The organism is Mesobacterium hydrothermale, assembly GCF_035818635.1.
Lineage (GTDB): Bacteria > Pseudomonadota > Alphaproteobacteria > Rhodobacterales > Rhodobacteraceae > Mesobacterium_A > Mesobacterium_A hydrothermale.
On record NZ_JAYLLH010000002.1, the window covers coordinates 223,305 to 238,994 of the forward strand.

15 protein-coding genes are annotated in these 15,690 nt (G+C 64.6%); 6 read left to right on the forward strand and 9 right to left on the reverse strand.

The features are described from left to right. Positions 1–16 precede the first annotated feature (16 nt). Complete coding sequence (locus VK792_RS02545) at positions 17–724, reverse strand: BrxR family helix-turn-helix transcriptional regulator (protein WP_435404820.1); 708 nt, start codon at positions 722–724, stop codon at positions 17–19. Between the two features lie 156 nt (positions 725–880). Then, positions 881–1,084, reverse strand: a complete 204-nt coding sequence (locus VK792_RS02550) for a helix-turn-helix transcriptional regulator (protein WP_326295777.1) — start codon at positions 1,082–1,084, stop codon at positions 881–883. Between the two features lie 704 nt (positions 1,085–1,788). On the opposite strand from VK792_RS02550, the gene VK792_RS02555 reads away from it, so the two are divergent. Then, a complete protein-coding gene (locus VK792_RS02555) occupies positions 1,789–2,727 on the forward strand; it encodes a metallophosphoesterase (protein WP_326295778.1) in 939 nt (312 codons plus the stop codon). 9 nt (positions 2,728–2,736) lie between these two features. Here VK792_RS02555 and VK792_RS02560 read toward each other — a convergent pair whose 3' ends face one another. Beyond that, positions 2,737–3,105 carry a hypothetical protein gene (locus tag VK792_RS02560; protein ID WP_326295779.1) on the reverse strand — a complete coding sequence of 123 codons (369 nt, stop codon included), beginning with the start codon at positions 3,103–3,105 and terminating at the stop codon, positions 2,737–2,739. Here VK792_RS02560 and VK792_RS02565 point away from each other — a divergent pair. Then, positions 3,089–3,622 carry an FGGY-family carbohydrate kinase gene (locus VK792_RS02565; RefSeq protein ID WP_326295780.1) on the forward strand — a complete coding sequence of 178 codons (534 nt, stop codon included), beginning with the start codon at positions 3,089–3,091 and terminating at the stop codon, positions 3,620–3,622. The genes VK792_RS02560 and VK792_RS02565 overlap by 17 nt on opposite strands. A 17-nt stretch (positions 3,623–3,639) precedes the next feature. Here the strand turns inward: VK792_RS02565 and VK792_RS02570 are convergent, their stop codons facing one another. Beyond that, a complete protein-coding gene (locus VK792_RS02570; RefSeq protein WP_435404822.1) occupies positions 3,640–4,836 on the reverse strand; it encodes an ROK family transcriptional regulator in 1,197 nt (398 codons plus the stop codon). A gap of 184 nt (positions 4,837–5,020) precedes the next feature. On the opposite strand from VK792_RS02570, the gene VK792_RS02575 reads away from it, so the two are divergent. From VK792_RS02575 to VK792_RS02585, 3 genes are all read left to right on the forward strand, one after another. Further along, positions 5,021–6,043 (forward strand): sugar ABC transporter substrate-binding protein, encoded by a 1,023-nt coding sequence (locus VK792_RS02575; protein ID WP_326295782.1) that lies wholly within the window; start codon positions 5,021–5,023, stop codon positions 6,041–6,043. A 113-nt stretch (positions 6,044–6,156) separates the two neighbouring features. After that, positions 6,157–7,239 (forward strand): ABC transporter permease, encoded by a 1,083-nt coding sequence (locus VK792_RS02580; RefSeq protein ID WP_326295783.1) that lies wholly within the window; start codon positions 6,157–6,159, stop codon positions 7,237–7,239. Next, a complete protein-coding gene (locus tag VK792_RS02585; protein WP_326295784.1) occupies positions 7,215–8,015 on the forward strand; it encodes an ATP-binding cassette domain-containing protein in 801 nt (266 codons plus the stop codon). Before VK792_RS02580 ends, VK792_RS02585 begins: the two co-directional genes overlap by 25 nt. Before the next feature lie 169 nt (positions 8,016–8,184). On the opposite strand, the gene VK792_RS02590 is transcribed toward VK792_RS02585, so the two are convergent. The 5 genes from VK792_RS02590 to VK792_RS02610 form a co-directional block, all read right to left on the reverse strand. After that, positions 8,185–9,270, reverse strand: a complete 1,086-nt coding sequence (locus VK792_RS02590; protein ID WP_326295785.1) for a lipoyl protein ligase domain-containing protein — start codon at positions 9,268–9,270, stop codon at positions 8,185–8,187. Between the two features lie 11 nt (positions 9,271–9,281). Beyond that, positions 9,282–10,571, reverse strand: a complete 1,290-nt coding sequence (locus tag VK792_RS02595) for a radical SAM protein (protein WP_326295786.1) — start codon at positions 10,569–10,571, stop codon at positions 9,282–9,284. Further along, the gene (locus VK792_RS02600; RefSeq protein WP_326295787.1) at positions 10,568–11,683 is read right to left on the reverse strand and encodes an NAD(P)/FAD-dependent oxidoreductase; all 1,116 of its coding nucleotides are present in this window, start codon (positions 11,681–11,683) and stop codon (positions 10,568–10,570) included. Before VK792_RS02600 ends, VK792_RS02595 begins: the two co-directional genes overlap by 4 nt. A gap of 4 nt (positions 11,684–11,687) precedes the next feature. After that, positions 11,688–12,725 (reverse strand): radical SAM protein, encoded by a 1,038-nt coding sequence (locus VK792_RS02605; protein ID WP_326295788.1) that lies wholly within the window; start codon positions 12,723–12,725, stop codon positions 11,688–11,690. 105 nt (positions 12,726–12,830) lie between these two features. Next, entirely contained in the window at positions 12,831–13,931 is a 1,101-nt protein-coding gene (locus VK792_RS02610; protein WP_326295789.1) for an acetoin utilization protein AcuC, read from the reverse strand. Between the two features lie 162 nt (positions 13,932–14,093). Here VK792_RS02610 and VK792_RS02615 point away from each other — a divergent pair, with 162 nt between their 5' ends. Then, complete coding sequence (locus tag VK792_RS02615; RefSeq protein WP_326295790.1) at positions 14,094–15,557, forward strand: citrate lyase subunit alpha; 1,464 nt, start codon at positions 14,094–14,096, stop codon at positions 15,555–15,557. Positions 15,558–15,690: the final 133 nt, after the last annotated feature.

A 15,690-nucleotide genomic window follows, 5' to 3' on the forward strand; every position in this document is an offset into this window, starting at 1 on the left:
CACGCCTCAGGCCGGGTTAATGCAACAACGCCGCTATGACCTTTGCCTGCGCATCCGAGAGGTCGGGGTGAGGGGCGACCTCGAGCGTGACCTCGGAATGCCACTCGTTGTCGTCGTCTGCCGACGTGTCGTTCTCCCGTGATCCTCGGATCCTGAGCATTCGAGAAAGCAGGAAGTCCTTGAAGCACTCGTCGTTCAGACAGAACGCTCGCGTGTGCCAGCGGAAGCCGTCGAACGCGATGGCATGGGGCGCCATCCAGCGCCAGCGCGGCTCGGGGCTGGACAGGGACTGGTACTTGACCTCGATCGCCTCGGACCGGCGGATGGCGCCGACGACGGAACGAAGCGTCACCGGATCGACGCCACGCACCGGCGTCGGGGCGGACGCGTAGGGCGGGAGATTGGCTATCCAGGAGTCCTCCCGGTCGAGGATCCCGTCAGAGAGTGAGCGTAGCTGCGCGAGGTAGCGGCTCGCATCTGGCTCGAGGAACTGCGCCTTGAAGTCCGAGCCGCGGACATAGGTCCGCGCGCTCTTGTCGTAGACCATGTTGTCCGGTGCGAAGCCAATGTAGCGGTTCAGGTCGGTGGACGCTTGGTTCACCGAGACCCCGAACTGGTCCATCAGATCGCTGCGGTTCACATGTCCCTCCCAGAACAGGCGGAACTCTATGAACTCAAGGCGTTGCTCGACGCCCCAGCGAAGTTCCGACCTGTCGTTTTCCATTACAATCCCCGGCTCGGGCAGTGCGCACCCTAACTATGCGCGCCCATTTTCTGGGCCTAAGCCGAGGCTAGCCGAGCCGGGGATGTGGCGCAATCGAAATGCGTCGCAAATCAGAGCTTTGGAGCGACACCACGGGTCGGGAGAAAGAGGGTGTCGTCAGTAGGCCGGGACGCCCTGATCGGAAGTGGCATTCATCACGTCGCGTTCGAAGGCCTCGATATCGGCGATACGATAGACGACGCGCCCTCCGATCTTCATGTATGCAGGACCTTCGCCGGCCCACCGCCACCGCTCCAGGGTGCGGTGCGAAATGGTCCAGCGTTCCGCCAGTTCTTTCTGGTTCAAGCAGGTTGGTTTCATAATCGTCTCCTTTTTCGCAACTCACAGCGGCTGCAGGAGGACGAAGGCGTGAAAGAAAAAGAGAGGCAAGTCAGTGTCTTGAGGCGCTGTGCGCAAAGGAGCCGCGGCCGCGCAGAGCCATCAACGCACCCGGTGAGAGCGAGAGAAAGCAATCGTATCGGACGCTATTCTTGGAGAAACGTGGCAAGTGGCAGGGCTTCGAACCTGCCCGCTGAGCGGAGTTTTTGCGTATCGCCTTCCCTCCGCCACTATCACCCTTTCGAACCTGTTTAGGTCGCCGGTCCGAGGCGAATTTTCTCCTGTTTTCAAAGGGGTTTGCCGGATGGGTGCGAACCGCTGAGACGCAGGCGCGCAGCGTTTTCCGTCTCTGAATGGCCTCTCGTCTCTGGTCGGGCGAACCGCGCCGATTTCGGTTCGGTCGAAGTTTTCCTCGCCTTTACAATTGCTTGACTCGCAACCCCGCCAAAACTGCGCGCTATGTTTCCATCGCTATCGACCGAAACAGAGACCAAACATGCAGGAGGCGTAGCCGATAGGTGCGCTGGCAGAACGGCGCGTAGCGGTGGCGGTGTCCGCACATGGCGACAACCGGAAAACCTCGACGACAAAAGGACTTGAACTCGTTAGCGTTACAAGGCGCAGGCGGTAGTCAACGGCCTGTGCGAACCAGCCATCAGCGTTTGGAACGATTTTCAGGAGAGTGCATGGGAACAGTTGATATCATCCCCGACATCCACGGGCAGATCGCCAAACTACGAGGAGCGCTCGATGCCCTCGGATGGCGGCGGAATGCGGCGGGCTGGATCCATGCCGACCCGGAGCGGACCATCGTCTTTTTGGGCGACTTCATCGACCGCGGACCGGAAAACCGGGCTGTGATTCACTTGGTGCGCGACATGATCGACAGCGGCAAGGCCCGCGCGATCATGGGCAACCACGAGTTCAATGCCCTTCACTTCCACACGGCCCACCCCGAGACTGGCCAGCCCCTCCGCGCTCATTCCGAGAAGAACCTGCGCCAGCACGCAAGCTTCCTGGCGGAGTTCCCGGTCGACGCCGGCGAGACACGTGAGGCGTTGGCTTGGATGCGCAGCCTCCCGCTTTTTCTTGAGTCCGAGGGGTTTCGCGCTGTGCATGCTTGCTGGGTCGACCCCACGATCGACCGCGTCCGCGCGCTCACCGACAATGGCGTTCTGTCTGAAGAGCAGCTGATACGAGCGGCTGACCCTGCCGACGAGCTTTTCCACCTTGCCGAGGAAATCACGAAGGGGCCCGAGCACAAGCTTCCCGAAGGGTTTGCGTTCCGCGACAAGGACGGCACCCACCGCGATCATGTCCGACTGCAATGGTGGAATGCAGAGGCCCGGACCTGGCGTGACATCGCAATCTCGGTGCCTGATCCGGATGATCTGCCCGATGTCCCACTACCGGGAAGCCTGATGGCGCAAACCTATCCCACCCACGAACGCCCCGTCTTCTTCGGTCACTACTGGCTCAGCGGCGATCCGGTCCTGCAGGCTCCGAACGCGCTGTGCCTCGACTATTCCGCCGGCAAGGATGGGCCGCTGGTCACATACGAACTGCACCCGGATGAGACGTTGCTTTCTCCAGACCGGGTTCGGCCTCACCAGATCCCTGACTGATCCTTCGCCTCAGTCGAACACCCGCTGTGGCTGATCCTCCCAAGGAAGCGAGGCGACAAAGCAAAGATCGTAGAGGCTGATCGCGCAGGGCTCGCGACACACGACCAGCCGCTCGAGAACATCCGGCGCCAGCCAAGCGAGGCGCAGGAGGCGGCTGACATAACGGTCGGAGAGGCCCTCCTCGGAGGCGAGATCGGCGATGGTGGCGACCTCGCCGCGCTCCATGCGCTGCCGCCATGCCCATGCCCGGCCGATGGCGCGCAGCACGCGCGGATCCTGTCCCGGCGGCGGGTCCGGCGTCTCGATGTCCTTCGGTGGCAGGATGCGCGGCCGTCCGCCGCGCTTGCGGACCGTGAGCGGGATGTGGACGCGGATCACCGGGCAGAGCGCGGCAGATTTGACCGGTGCACTGGGCGATCACTTGCAATCCCCGGGGGCGGTGATGTTTCACCCCTACCTGTCGGGTGAACGCACGCCGCACAATGATGCCACCCTGCGCGGTGCCTTTACCGGCTTGTCCACGAGTACCACGGTTGCAGATCTGACCCGCGCGGTGCTGGAAGGCGTGGCCTATGCGCTGCGCGATTGCGCCGAAGCGCTGAAAGCCACCGGCAGCAGGTTCGACCAGATTCTTGCCATTGGTGGTGGCAGCCGGTCGGATTATTGGCTGCACCTGCTGGCGACTGTTCTGAAAGTGCGGCTGCATCGTCCAGACGGGGGGGAATTCGGTGCTGCGCTGGGGGCGGCCCGGCTTGCGATCTGCGCGGCGACGGGGGCCGCGCCGGAAGCCGTGATGACCGCGCCGGACACCTGTCAGATCTTTGACCCTGTCCCGGAGCTGCGGTCCGCCTTTGACGATGCGTACGAAAGGTTCCGCACATCCGTACCATCCTGACGCGCAGGCCGGGCCGGTTATCGGGCCAGCCCCGCATTCGTGTTCAGGAAAAACTGCTTCAGAACCGGCGAACTGGCTGAACCTACGGCCCGGGCGTTTGCGCCGACGCTGCCCGCGACGATTTCCGGCGCGATCAGCCCCCGGGTGTCCTGATTGACGAGATAGCGCCGCACCCGCGCCACCAGTTCGTCGCGAACCGGGGCGGGAAAGGCACCGTCGATCACGATGGCTTCGAAGTCGATCACCGAACAGACCGACAGCGCCGCCTTGGCAAGTTCTTGCGCGGTTTCCCCGATCCACGGCTCGACATAGCGCATCAGGCCAGACCAGTCCTGCGGCTGTTGCCACAATACGATCGGGTCGATCCTGACCTGTACCAGCCGCGATTCCAGCAGGTGGATCGACGCCACGTCGATCAACTGGCGGCTCTCCCCCAGCGGTCCGGTGGTGCGCAACGATCCCAGCGCACCTGCGTTGCCCTGATTGCCTTCGAACACCGAACCGTTCATCACCACCCCGCCGCCGATGAAAGAGCCGATGAAGAAATACGCGTAGTCGTGGAACCCCTTGTTGCTGCCAAAAAGATGTTCGGCCTGGCACGCGGCAGTGGCATCGTTGACCACATAGACCGGAAGGTCGCTGAACCGCGCCACCTCTTGCGCAAAATTGATGTCTTTCCAATTGCGGAAGTTTTCGGCGTTGGGGCCGGTCAGGTCATGCCATTTCCACAACTCGAACGGGGTGCCGATGCCGATGCCGCAAATCCTGTCCAGTACGGGGCCGGGAAGGTCCGACAGAAGATCGGTCAGCCCGGTTTCCAGGAACCGGAACACAGAGTCGGGAAAGGCAATGTCGTAGGTCGTGTGCAACTGCTGCCGTGTCGTGCCGACAAAATCCTGCAACAGCAGGTCCGCACCGCGCCGCCCGATCCGCATGCCGATGGAAAACACGCCGTCCGGGGCCAGTTGCATCGGGATCGAAGGTTTGCCAACGCGCCCGCGCACCGGGTCGCCCCGCATCAGCATGCCGTCCTTTTCCAGCCGCCGCAGGATGATCGACGCAGTCTGCGGTGACAGCCCCGTCAGCCGGGCAAGATCGGCACCGGGCAGGCCGCCGTGGCGCTGAAGCATCGACAGGATAAGCCGTTCGTTGTGATCCCGGACACCCGCCTGGTTCACCCCGCTTACCATCTCTTTGATCTTCGCGCTCTCCATGGCACGGACCATAGTGGCCTCCCTTTCTGTAAGAAAGATCGTTCGTTCAGATTAATAAATCAAGTTTATTTATTTATTGACCCGATGCCCGAATCGCGGCTATCCCTATGGCCGATCCAAGAGATCACTCGGAGGAAGACCCCAAGTTTCGAGGGGTAGAGTTTCAAGCGTCTGGGAGGACACCATGAAGAAATTCGCAACCGTTTCCGCACTCGCATTCGCCGCGATGGGCTTTGCAGGCGTTGCAAACGCAGCCGACGGGATCAGCGCCTGCCTGATCACCAAGACCGACACCAACCCGTTCTTCGTCAAGATGAAGGAAGGCGCCACCGAAGCCGCCAATGCAGCGGGTGTCAACCTGTCGACCTATGCCGGCAAGATCGATGGCGACGTCGAAAGCCAGATCGCCGCGGTGGAAAGCTGCGTTGCCAGTGGCGCCAAGGGCATCCTGATCACCCCGTCCGACAGCCGCGCGCTGGCGCCGGTCGTGACGATGGCGCGCGAAAATGGCCTGCTGGTCATCGCGCTCGACACCCCGTTCGAGCCGACGGACGTGGCCGACGCCACCTTTGCCACCGACAACTTCAAGGCCGGCGTGCTGATCGGTGAATGGGCCAAGGCCAAGATGGGCGCGGATGCCGCCAACGCGAAAATCGCGCTGCTGGACCTGAACGCCTCCGAAGTCTCTGTCGACTATCTGCGCGACAACGGCTTCCTTCAGGGCTTTGGCATCGACATCAAGGACCCGACCGACATCGGTGACGAAGACGATCCCCGCATTGTCGGTAACGACGTGACCAACGGCAACGAAGAGGGCGGCCGCACCGCCATGGAAAACCTGTTGCAGATCGATCCGGGCGTCAACCTGGTCTACACCATCAACGAACCCGCCGCTGCCGGTGCCTATGAGGCGCTGAAGGCCGCGGGTCGTGAAAAAGACGTGCTGATCGTGTCTGTCGATGGCGGCTGCCCCGGCGTCCAGAACATTGCCGAAGGCGTCATCGGCGCCACCTCGATGCAGTTCCCGCTGCTGATGGCATCGAAGGGCATCGACGCGATCGTCGACTGGGCCAACAACGGCACGAAGCCGGCGAACACCCCCGGCCTCGATTTCTTCAACACCGGGGTCGAACTGATCACCGACCAGCCGGTCGACGGCATCCCGTCGCTGTCCTCGGAAGAGGGCCTGAAGAAGTGCTGGGGCTGATCGCCTGAGCGTTTCGGGAAGGGGTGTTGCACCCCTTCCCGATTTTCCTTTTTCGAATTCGCTTTTGACGCATACGCGTTCCATGGCCCATGCTGTGGACGGAGGGCCCCGCCATGACTGATGCACCAGACAAACCAAGAGCGCCTCAGGATTTCGAGCGCGCCCTTGATCAAAGCGACACCCGCGTCGCCCAGTTCAAACACGACAAACGCACGCCGTTGGACAAGGTGCAGCACGTACTGCACAACAACCCGACGCTGGTGCCGGTGATTGTCCTTTTGATCAGCCTTGTCGCCTTTGGCTTGATCGCGGGCGGGCGGTTCTTTTCCGCGTTCAACCTGACCCTGATCATGCAGCAGGTGTCGATCATCGGCATCCTGGCCGCGGCGCAAAGCATGATCATCATCACAGCAGGTATCGACCTGTCGGTGGCCGCGATCATGGTGTTGATGTCGGTCATCATGGGCAACCTGGCCGTCAACATGGGTGTGCCGTCGGTTCTGGCGATCCTTGTCGGCTTTGCCGGGGGCCTGGGCGCGGGGCTGATGAACGGGCTTCTGATCACCAAGGTGAAACTGCCGCCCTTCATCACGACGCTCGGCACCTGGTCGATCTTTTTCGCGCTGAACCTTTGGCTTTCGGGGGCGCAGTCGATCCGCAGCCAGGACATCGACGCCAACGCGCCATTCCTGAAATTCTTTGGCGAGGCGATCAAGATCGGCAACGCGCGCATTACCTTTGGCGTGATCCTGATGATCCTTGTCTTTGTAGTGCTGTGGTACATGCTGAACAAGACCGCCTGGGGCCGCCACGTCTATGCCATCGGCGATGACATGGAAGCGGCGGAACTGGCCGGGATCCGCACCCAGCGCACCCTGATTTCCGTCTACATGCTGGCCGGGCTGGTCTGCGCCATCGCGGGCTGGGCCTCGATCGGGCGGGTCGGGTCGATTTCCCCGCAGTCGTTCTACGAAGGCAACCTGCAATCCATCACCGCCGTGGTGATCGGGGGGATCTCTTTGTTCGGCGGGCGCGGCTCGATCCTTGGGGCGCTGTTCGGCGCGCTGATCGTCGGCGTGTTTCAATCCGGGCTGCGCATGGCCGGGGTTGACGTGCTGTGGCAGGTCTTTGCCATCGGTTGGCTTATCATCATCGCGGTCGCCATCGACCAATGGATCAGAAGGGTTTCGGCATAATGTCTACTCCAGTCGTACAAGCCCGCGGGATCGTGAAGCGCTATGGCCACGTCACCGCGATCGACCACTCGGATTTCGAACTGCGCGCCGGGGAAATCCTTGCGGTGATCGGCGACAACGGGGCGGGCAAGTCGTCCATCGTCAAGGCGATCTGCGGCGCGGTGCAGCCCGACGACGGCGAAATCCTGATCGAAGGCAAGCCGGTAAGGTTCTCTTCTCCCATTGAGGCACGCGAGATGGGGATCGAGATCGTCTATCAGAACCTCGCCCTTTCGCCGGCCTTGTCCATCGCGGACAACATGTTCACGGGACGCGAGATCCGCAAGAAAGGCATCCTGGGCGACGTGTTCCGCATGCTGGACAAGCCCGCGATGGAGGAATTCGCCCGGGCCAAGCTGAACGAACTGGGCCTGATGACGGTGCAGTCGATCAAGCAACCGGTCGAAACCCTGTCCGGCGGTCAGCGCCAGGGCGTCGCGGTGGCCCGCGCGGCGGCCTTTGCCACCAAGTTCATCATCATGGACGAACCGACTGCCGCCCTGGGCGTGAAGGAAAGCCGCCGGGTACTGGAACTGATCAAGGACGTGCGGGCGCGGGGCATTCCGATCATTCTGATCAGCCACAACATGCCCCATGTGTTCGAGGTGGCGGACCGTATCCACATCCATCGCCTGGGCAAACGCCTGTGCACGATCGACCCGAAGGACTACACGATGTCTGACGCGGTGGCGTTCATGACCGGTGCCAAGGAACCTCCGGCACAGGACGCGGCCTGAAGCGGACCTTGCTGCACCATTAACCGGATCGGGCGGCAGCGGATGCCGCCCGTTTCCTTTGATCCGTGAAGGGCGCGCGCCGGTCTTGATGGTTCAGGTCAAGAACGGCTGTCAGTCCGTTTTCTCGAAACGGTTTTCCCTTCGCACCCGTTGCGCGCCAATGCCGCGATTACGCCAGGCTTTCCACCCGCTCGGCATCGGCTGCGTTGCGGATCGCGGTGATGAAATCGTCGGGCGAGGCGGTCAGCAGCCCGATTTGCGCGGTCGAGAAGAAATCCATTACCACGGTGTCGAGGATGTCGATTTCGGCGCCGCGCAGCTTGGCCTCTAGGTTGAAGACCGTCCGCGGCGGGGTGACGAAGAAGTCGCCGGTAATCAGCACTTCGCGGATGCGGTTCTGCCGCGGGCCTTCCAGCCGCAGGTAAGCTGTGATCGTGCCGCCCTGACCGGTGTGGCTGCCGGTGCGGACCTCTGGGTCGCTGGTCTGGTCATCGATTTCATAGACGAAGGCGTCCTGCCCGATATCCTGATCGTAAAGCTGTCTTGCGGTGGTTTCCTCGGCCTCGGTGATCTCTCCCCAGGCAGGGGAAATGCCCAGCCGTTCGGCAAAGCCTTCCAGCATCGCCTGCTGAACTTCGGCCTGCGGCGGCGGGCTGCCGTCAAAGAGTTCCTTCAGCGTCACCACCCGCTGCGCGCCGGACGTCTGGCCGCGTTTGGCCAGTTTCGCCGCCGGGATGTTCAGCAGAGAGGCCATCTTGGCCCCATCCATATCGACCAGCGTCGTGCCCTGGTAAAAGATCGTATCGCCGTCGAAAAAGCCGCCGGTGCCGCCGATCTTGCGGCCGTCGACTTCCAGGTCGTTGCGCGGGCGATAGCGGACGGCGGGCCCCAGTTTCGACAGGCCCGCGGCGGCGGCCTCGCAGATCTCTCGCGCGAGATCGCCAAGGTTGTCGATGCCCAGCGTCTTGCGGTGGAACACCAGTTCCCAGCCGAACTGGCCTTCATCAAGGTAAAGCGCCCCGCCGCCGGTGATCCGCCGACCAATCCCCACGCCCGCCGCGCGGCAGGCATCGAGGTTCAGTTCCTGCGAGATCGCCTGGTGCCGGCCCACAAGAACCGAGGGCGGAAAGCGCAGGAAACGCAGCGTATCGGGGATCTGCCCCGCCTTGTGGGTGTCGATCAGCGCCTGGTCAAACGCCATCTGTTCGCGGCAGGGGCGGGTCCCGGTGTCGATCACGCGGAAGGGCTTGGTCATCTGGGTCTCCGTCAGTCGTTCATGTCGAATTCTTCACCCGGCTCATAGGTTTCGCCGGGGCGGTCCATCGACAGCTGGCTGCGCACCCGGCGGATGTCGACGTCTTTCAGCGCGAAGGGATAGCTTGCGATGTTCGAGGGCGGGCTGTCGCCATAGGGCCGGTCGCAGGCCGAGATATCCTCGGCGAACTTGCCCGGACAGCCCGAGGTGCGGAAGGCGATGCCGGTGTCGATGATGACATCCAGTTCCGACCGCGGCAGGCCGAAATCGCTGATCCGGCCCTCTTCGTCAAAGCGCATGTGTTCGACCCGGACGCCGCAATAATCGACAAGGTAGCGCGCCAGCTGCACCCGGCGCCATTGGTCGCGCGGGGTGGCGGGCAGGTGGTCCATCAGGCTGCCCTTTTCGGGGAAGAAGCTGAACATGTGGCTGTGCCCGCCCATGTCCACCAGTTGCTGGATCAGCTGCATCACCTCGTATTCGGTTTCGCCCATGCCGACGATGATATGAGCGCCGAATTTCTGCGGCCCGAAAATGTCGCGCGCGTCTTCGAGGATTTCCCAGTATTTCTTCCAGCTGTGCGGCGATTGCACGCCCTTGCCGCGGGTCCGGTCGAAAATCGCGGGGGTCGCGGCATCCAACGCCACGGTGAAGATGTCAGAGCCCATGTCGCGCAGGCGCTGTACGTCCGCGCGGGTCATCGTCGTCGGGTTCGACAGGATCGAGATCGGGATCCGGTCCGGGTCGATCCGGTCGGTCCAGGTTTTCAGCACCGTGACCGTGTCCTCGTCCGAATTGGGATGGGTGATCATCGAGATGCACATCCGGTGAAACGGTGTGTCGGGGTCGGCGGCGATCCGGTCGACGATTTCGGCCATGCTGACGGCGGGCCAGTCGACGCGGATGAAGTTGCGGTCGGCATAGTTGCGCTCTGCCTCGCGGTGGCGGGCCAGGCCGCAATAGGCGCAGTTGGCACGGCAGCCTTCGGGATAGGTCAGCAGCAGGTTCAGGCAGCGGGTGCAGGAACAGCGGTGCATCTGGCCTTCGACCAGGCCCAGCGTGATCGCGGCGGCGGTCGACATCTGCACATAGTCGGGCGACCGCATGTTGGGTGTCATCACCCGGTAATCGGGACGATACAGCCCTTCGGGCGCAAGGTTGGCATCCTTGACCGGGCGGCCGTTCTTCATCGCGGCGGGCACCATGTGCGGCGCGCGCGGGGACATCTCGGCAAAGCTGTTGTGGTCACCGTTGGTGCCCTTGGCGCCGGGCAGGGCGTTTTCTGGCTTCAGACAGGTCATGACGCGGGCAATGCCTCCATTTCTCGGGCGGGGGACGCGTCGCGCGTCCAGTATTGCGGAAAGGCGATCCAGCCGCGGCGCAGGTCGTCCGGGCCGGGCTGGCTGCCGGTGCGATAGGTTGCCAGCAACGCGCGGCGGCGGGCCAGCGCGTGCGACAGCGAGGCCCCGAACGTGTCGTCGATCTCTTCGGCATAGTCGGCCAGCGCATCGGCATCGCCGCTGGCATGGGCGGCGGCGGCAAGCCCCGCCATCCGGCCCGACAGCACCGCCGCCGGGATACCCGCGCCGGTCACCGGGTTGACCAGCCCCGCCGCGTCGCCCGCCAGGAACACGGCGGTGTCGCCCAACCGGCCGACGGGGCCGGTGATGCCGCCCACGGGGATCGCGCCGCCGGTATGGCGCAGCGGCGCCGCCCCGATGCGGCCTTCGGCCACCAGCTGCGCGTGCAGCCCGTCAAGCAAGGGTTTCAGCCGCGCCTTTTCCGCCGCGGCGACGCCCAGCCCAAGGTTGGCCTGATCGCCCTTCGGAAACAGCCAGGCATAGCCTCCGACGATGTCGGGATGCAGGTAGATGTCGGTGGCGGCATGGGGCGCGTTCAGCGCCACCGTGATCTGGCGGCTTTCGACCAGGTCGGCATTCACCGCGCCAATCGCCGCCCCCACGCGCGACCGGGGGCCATCGGCGCCGATCACCGCGCGGGCGCGGATCCGGGCGCCGGATTGCAGCTGCGCGGTGCCATCGGGGGCCAGCGCCTGCAGCGGGCTGGCAAAGCGGCACTCCGCCCCGGCCGCCTGCGCGCGCGCGATCAAATGGCGGTCGAACCGGGCGCGATCGACCATCCGGCCGCGAAAATCAGCGGTGGTTTCGACCGCTTCGCCGGGCAGGAAGGACTGCATTTCGCCAATCGGCTGGATCAGGCTGTCGCCGAGGTCGGGCATGTCCATGCCGATCATCATTGGCACGAACTCGGCGCATTGCACCGGTTCTCCGGGCCGGGCGTTGCGCTCGATCGCCAGCACGCGCAGGCCCTGGTCCGCCGCCGCGCGCGCCGCTTCGGCCCCCGCGGGGCCAAGGCCCACGACCAGAACGTCGATATCGGTTCGCGCGGCCAACGGGTCAGGCCGCGCAGGTGGATTTGGCGCGGGGACCAAGGTCGCCGATCTTGATCGAACAGCAGGCGTGTTCCTGCGTGTAAGGCCGGCCAATCGCCTGCGTCACCGCCAGCGCGCCTTCGGCCGGGAAGGCGATGCCATCCAGCCCCGCCATGATCGCATAGGCGTCGGTGACGCGCTTGTGCATGCCCGGCGGACGGGCGCAGCCCAGCAGCACCTGCCGGTCGCCCATGCGCTTGCGCGCCTCAAGGAAAATACGGCCCACGTCCGAGGTCGAGGGCGTCTTGAACGTGCCGGGCTTGGCGTAGAACGGCATGATCACCACCAGCACCAGCGCGTTGACCGGGTAGCGGGCGACCATGTCGAGCGCGGTTTCCTCGCCCAGGATCTCGCCGTAGTGCAGGCCGACGACGATATGCGGCGAAACTTCCATCGTGGTGGCGGTCAGCGCGGCAAGCGTTTCCTCGAAATCCGCGACCGGGCGGTCCAGGTGGTAGACCTGCTTGATCGTTTCCTGCGCGCCGATCACGTCCATCATCGCGGTATCCACGCCCGCCGCTTCCATGCGCTTGGCGCCGGCGGCATCGGTCAGGGCGGTGTGAATGGCGATCTTGAGGTGGGGGAAGTCGCGCTTCAGCCCCTCGATCACCGGGTAGAACCGTTCATAGCGGATCTCGTTGCGGCGGTTCGATCCGCCCGACAGAAGAAAGCCCTGCAGGTTCTGCAAAAGGATCAGGTCGCGCACCTTGCGGTCCAGGTCCTCGGGCTTGATCGCGGGGATCATCGGTTCAAGGATCTTGGCCTGGCAATGGTCGCAATCCAGCGCGCAGCCCGCACCGGTGATCGAAAAGGCCGGGAACTGGTTCTTGCCGCAGCCCTGGATTTCCTCGTTGTTGTATTCCTTGAACGTGGGGGTCGAAAACCGGATCGACGGCAGCGGCCGCCGCGCTGCTTCGGCCTGCATGTCCGCGACCAGCGCCGCGTCGAATTCCGCATCTTCGAGATCTTCGATCCCGGTCAGCCGATCCAGCCACAAGCCCATGCCTCGCCCTCCCCGCGATTCATATCTGCTTTTTCACATGTAATGCTATCTTTTGCGCCGGGGCAACAATCTATCGCGATCCGGCCTGTGTGCCGCAAGCTTTGTTCAGGCCAGAACCGTGCGGATCAGCGTATCGATCTCGGGGCGGACCGGCCCGTCGTTGCGCGGATCGGCCAGGGTTTCGTGCCACCACGGCAGCATGTCGTCCTCGTCATCGACAAGGTCCGAGGTCAGTGACTGTAGGTAAGCGACAGAGGCGGGCGGCAGCCTGTCGGGTATGGTCAGCCCGGCGATCCGGCCCCAAAGCCCGGTCCAGCACCGCGCCACCGTCCAGGGGTTGTACCCCCCGCCGCCCAGCACCACCGCCGACGGCACCAGCCCGACCAGCGCCATGACCGCATCCCACAGGCAGGTGTTGGACAGTTCCAGCGACGACAGCGGATCGCCCAGCAGCGGATCGGCACCGCAGGTGATGACCACGGCGTCCGGGGCGAACCGACGCGCCAGCGGCAGCACGGCCTCGGCCATGATCCGGTCCATCTCGGTATCGTTGAGATTGCGCGGCACCGGCAGGTTGCGCGCATTTCCGCCCGCCCGGTCCTCGACCAGCCCGGTAAAGGGCCAGCGGTTGGCCTCGTGCGTGGAGATCAGGAAAACCCGCTCGTCACCGGCAAAGGCGGCCTCGACCCCGTCGCCGTGATGGGCATCCAGATCGACGTACAGCACGCGTTGCTTGCCCTGCTGCAACAAGGTCAGCACGGCAAACACCGGGTCGTTGAAGAAACAGAACCCCGAGGCACGGTTGTGCAGCGCGTGATGTGTGCCGCCCGAAGGGTGATAGACCGTGCGCCTCTGCGCCGCCCGTTCCGCGGCCAGGATCGACCCGCCGACAGACGTGGCCGCGCGCTGGTAAAGGCCGGGGAAAATGGGGTTTTCCAGGGTGCCAAGCGCATAGGTCTCGCGCTCTTGCGGGTGGGCCTTGCCGCGCGCGTCGGCGGCGATCAGCGCGTCGAGATAGGCGGCATCGTGGAACTGCAGCAGCTGTTCGCGCGTCGCGGCCGGGCTGTCGAGATAGCCCGGATGCGGCAGCCAGCCCAGCTGTTCGCACAAGGTCAGCACCGAGCCGATGCGCTGGATCGCCAGCGGGTGGTTCCCGCGATAACCGGTTTCGCGATAGATCGGGCTGGAGACGAATTCGGGCGTCACGGGCTTTCCGGGTCTTGATCGTTTGGCCCGATCTTAGGCAGACCCGTGCGAAGGGCAAGGGCGCGACTGCCGCAGGCCGGGGCAAGACGGCGATGGACAAACCGCGCGCCCGCGGCCATCAACCTGTCCTGACGGGGCAACCCGCCGGGAGAGAGGGGCACCATGCGCAGCAACATCGACGGGCCGGGCAAGATCGGCCATATCGCCAAGACCAACCGCGCGGCGGATGCGAAGCTGTTGCCCGATCTTGACGCCGCGATCCGGGCGCTGGGGCTGCGCGACGGGGCGTTCCTGTCCTTTCACCACCGCCTGCGCAACGGCGATGCGGTGATGCTGGCGGTGATCGACGCCGCCGCGCGCGCCGGTCTGCGCGGGCTGCACATCGCGGCTTCGTCGATCTTCCCGGTGCATGCGCCGCTGGTGCGCCATATCGAAACCGGTGTGGTGACGGGCCTGTGCACCAATTTTCTGTCGGGCCCGGTGGCGCAGGCGGTGTCGACCGGCGCCTTGGCCCAGCCCGTGACCCTGCGCACCCATGGTGGCCGTGCCCGGGCGATCCGGGGCGGAGAGCTGCAGATCGACGCCGCCTTCGTGGCCGCGCCTGCCGCCGATCCCGCGGGCAACATCAGCGGGACCGAGGGGCCCTGCGCCTTTGGCGTGCTGGGCTATCCGCAATGCGACGCGCTGTTTGCCCGTAAGGTGGTGGCGGTGACCGATACGCTGGTCGCCTATCCCGCGCCACGCATCCAGATCGCGCAGGACCATGTGGATTTCGTCGTGACCCTGCCGCGGCTGGGCGATATCACGGGCATCCTGTCGGGCACCACGCGTCCCAGCGACAAGCCCGAGGATCTGGCCATCGCGCGCACCGCCGCCGCTGTGATCGACGCCAGCGGGCTGCTGGTGGACGGGTTTTCGCTGCAGAACGGGGCAGGGGGCGCGTCGCTGGCCACGGCGGCAGAGATCGGTCACCGGATGACCGCGCGCGGGATTACCGGCAGTTTCGCCAGCGGCGGGATCACCGGTTTCCACGTCGACATGCTGGAAGCCGGGCTGTTTCGTAGCCTGCTGAATGTCCAGTGTTTCGACCTGCGCGCGGTCGAGTCGTTCCGCTGCGATCCCCGGCACCAGGGCATGTCGGCCTCGGCCTATGCCAATCCGCGTGACCGCGGCGCGGTGGTGGATCGCCTTGATGCGGTCGTCCTTGGCGCGGCGGAGGTCGACCTTGATTTCAACGTCAATGTCACCACTCGGGCCGACGGGGTCATCATCGGCGGATCGGGGGGCCATGCCGACACCGCGGCAGGGGCGAAACTGACCGTCGTCACGACACGGCTGACGGCAGCGGGATACCCGAAACTTGTCGACCGGGTCGGGACGCTGACCACGCCGGGCACGACGGTGGACGTGGTTGTCACCGACGCCGGTATTGCGGTGAACCCGGCACGGGACGATCTGGCCGACAGGTTCCGCGCGGCGGGCCTGTCGCCGGTTCCCGTTGCGGACCTGCACCGGCTGGCACAGGCGCGGGCCGAACGTCTGCCCCGGCGCGCGACCACGGGCCGGATCGTCGCGCTGTCGGAATACCGCGATGGCACGGTCACCGATGTGGTCCGGCAGGTCTGACCACCGCGCCCGGGTCCGACTGGGTTCCCGTTGCGACACCTGTGCAAATGTCGGTGCATCTGTCGCACGGGCGGTCTTGCCCCTGTGACCGGGGAATGCAACCGTGTCACAAAATCTGTCGAACCGGAGCGGG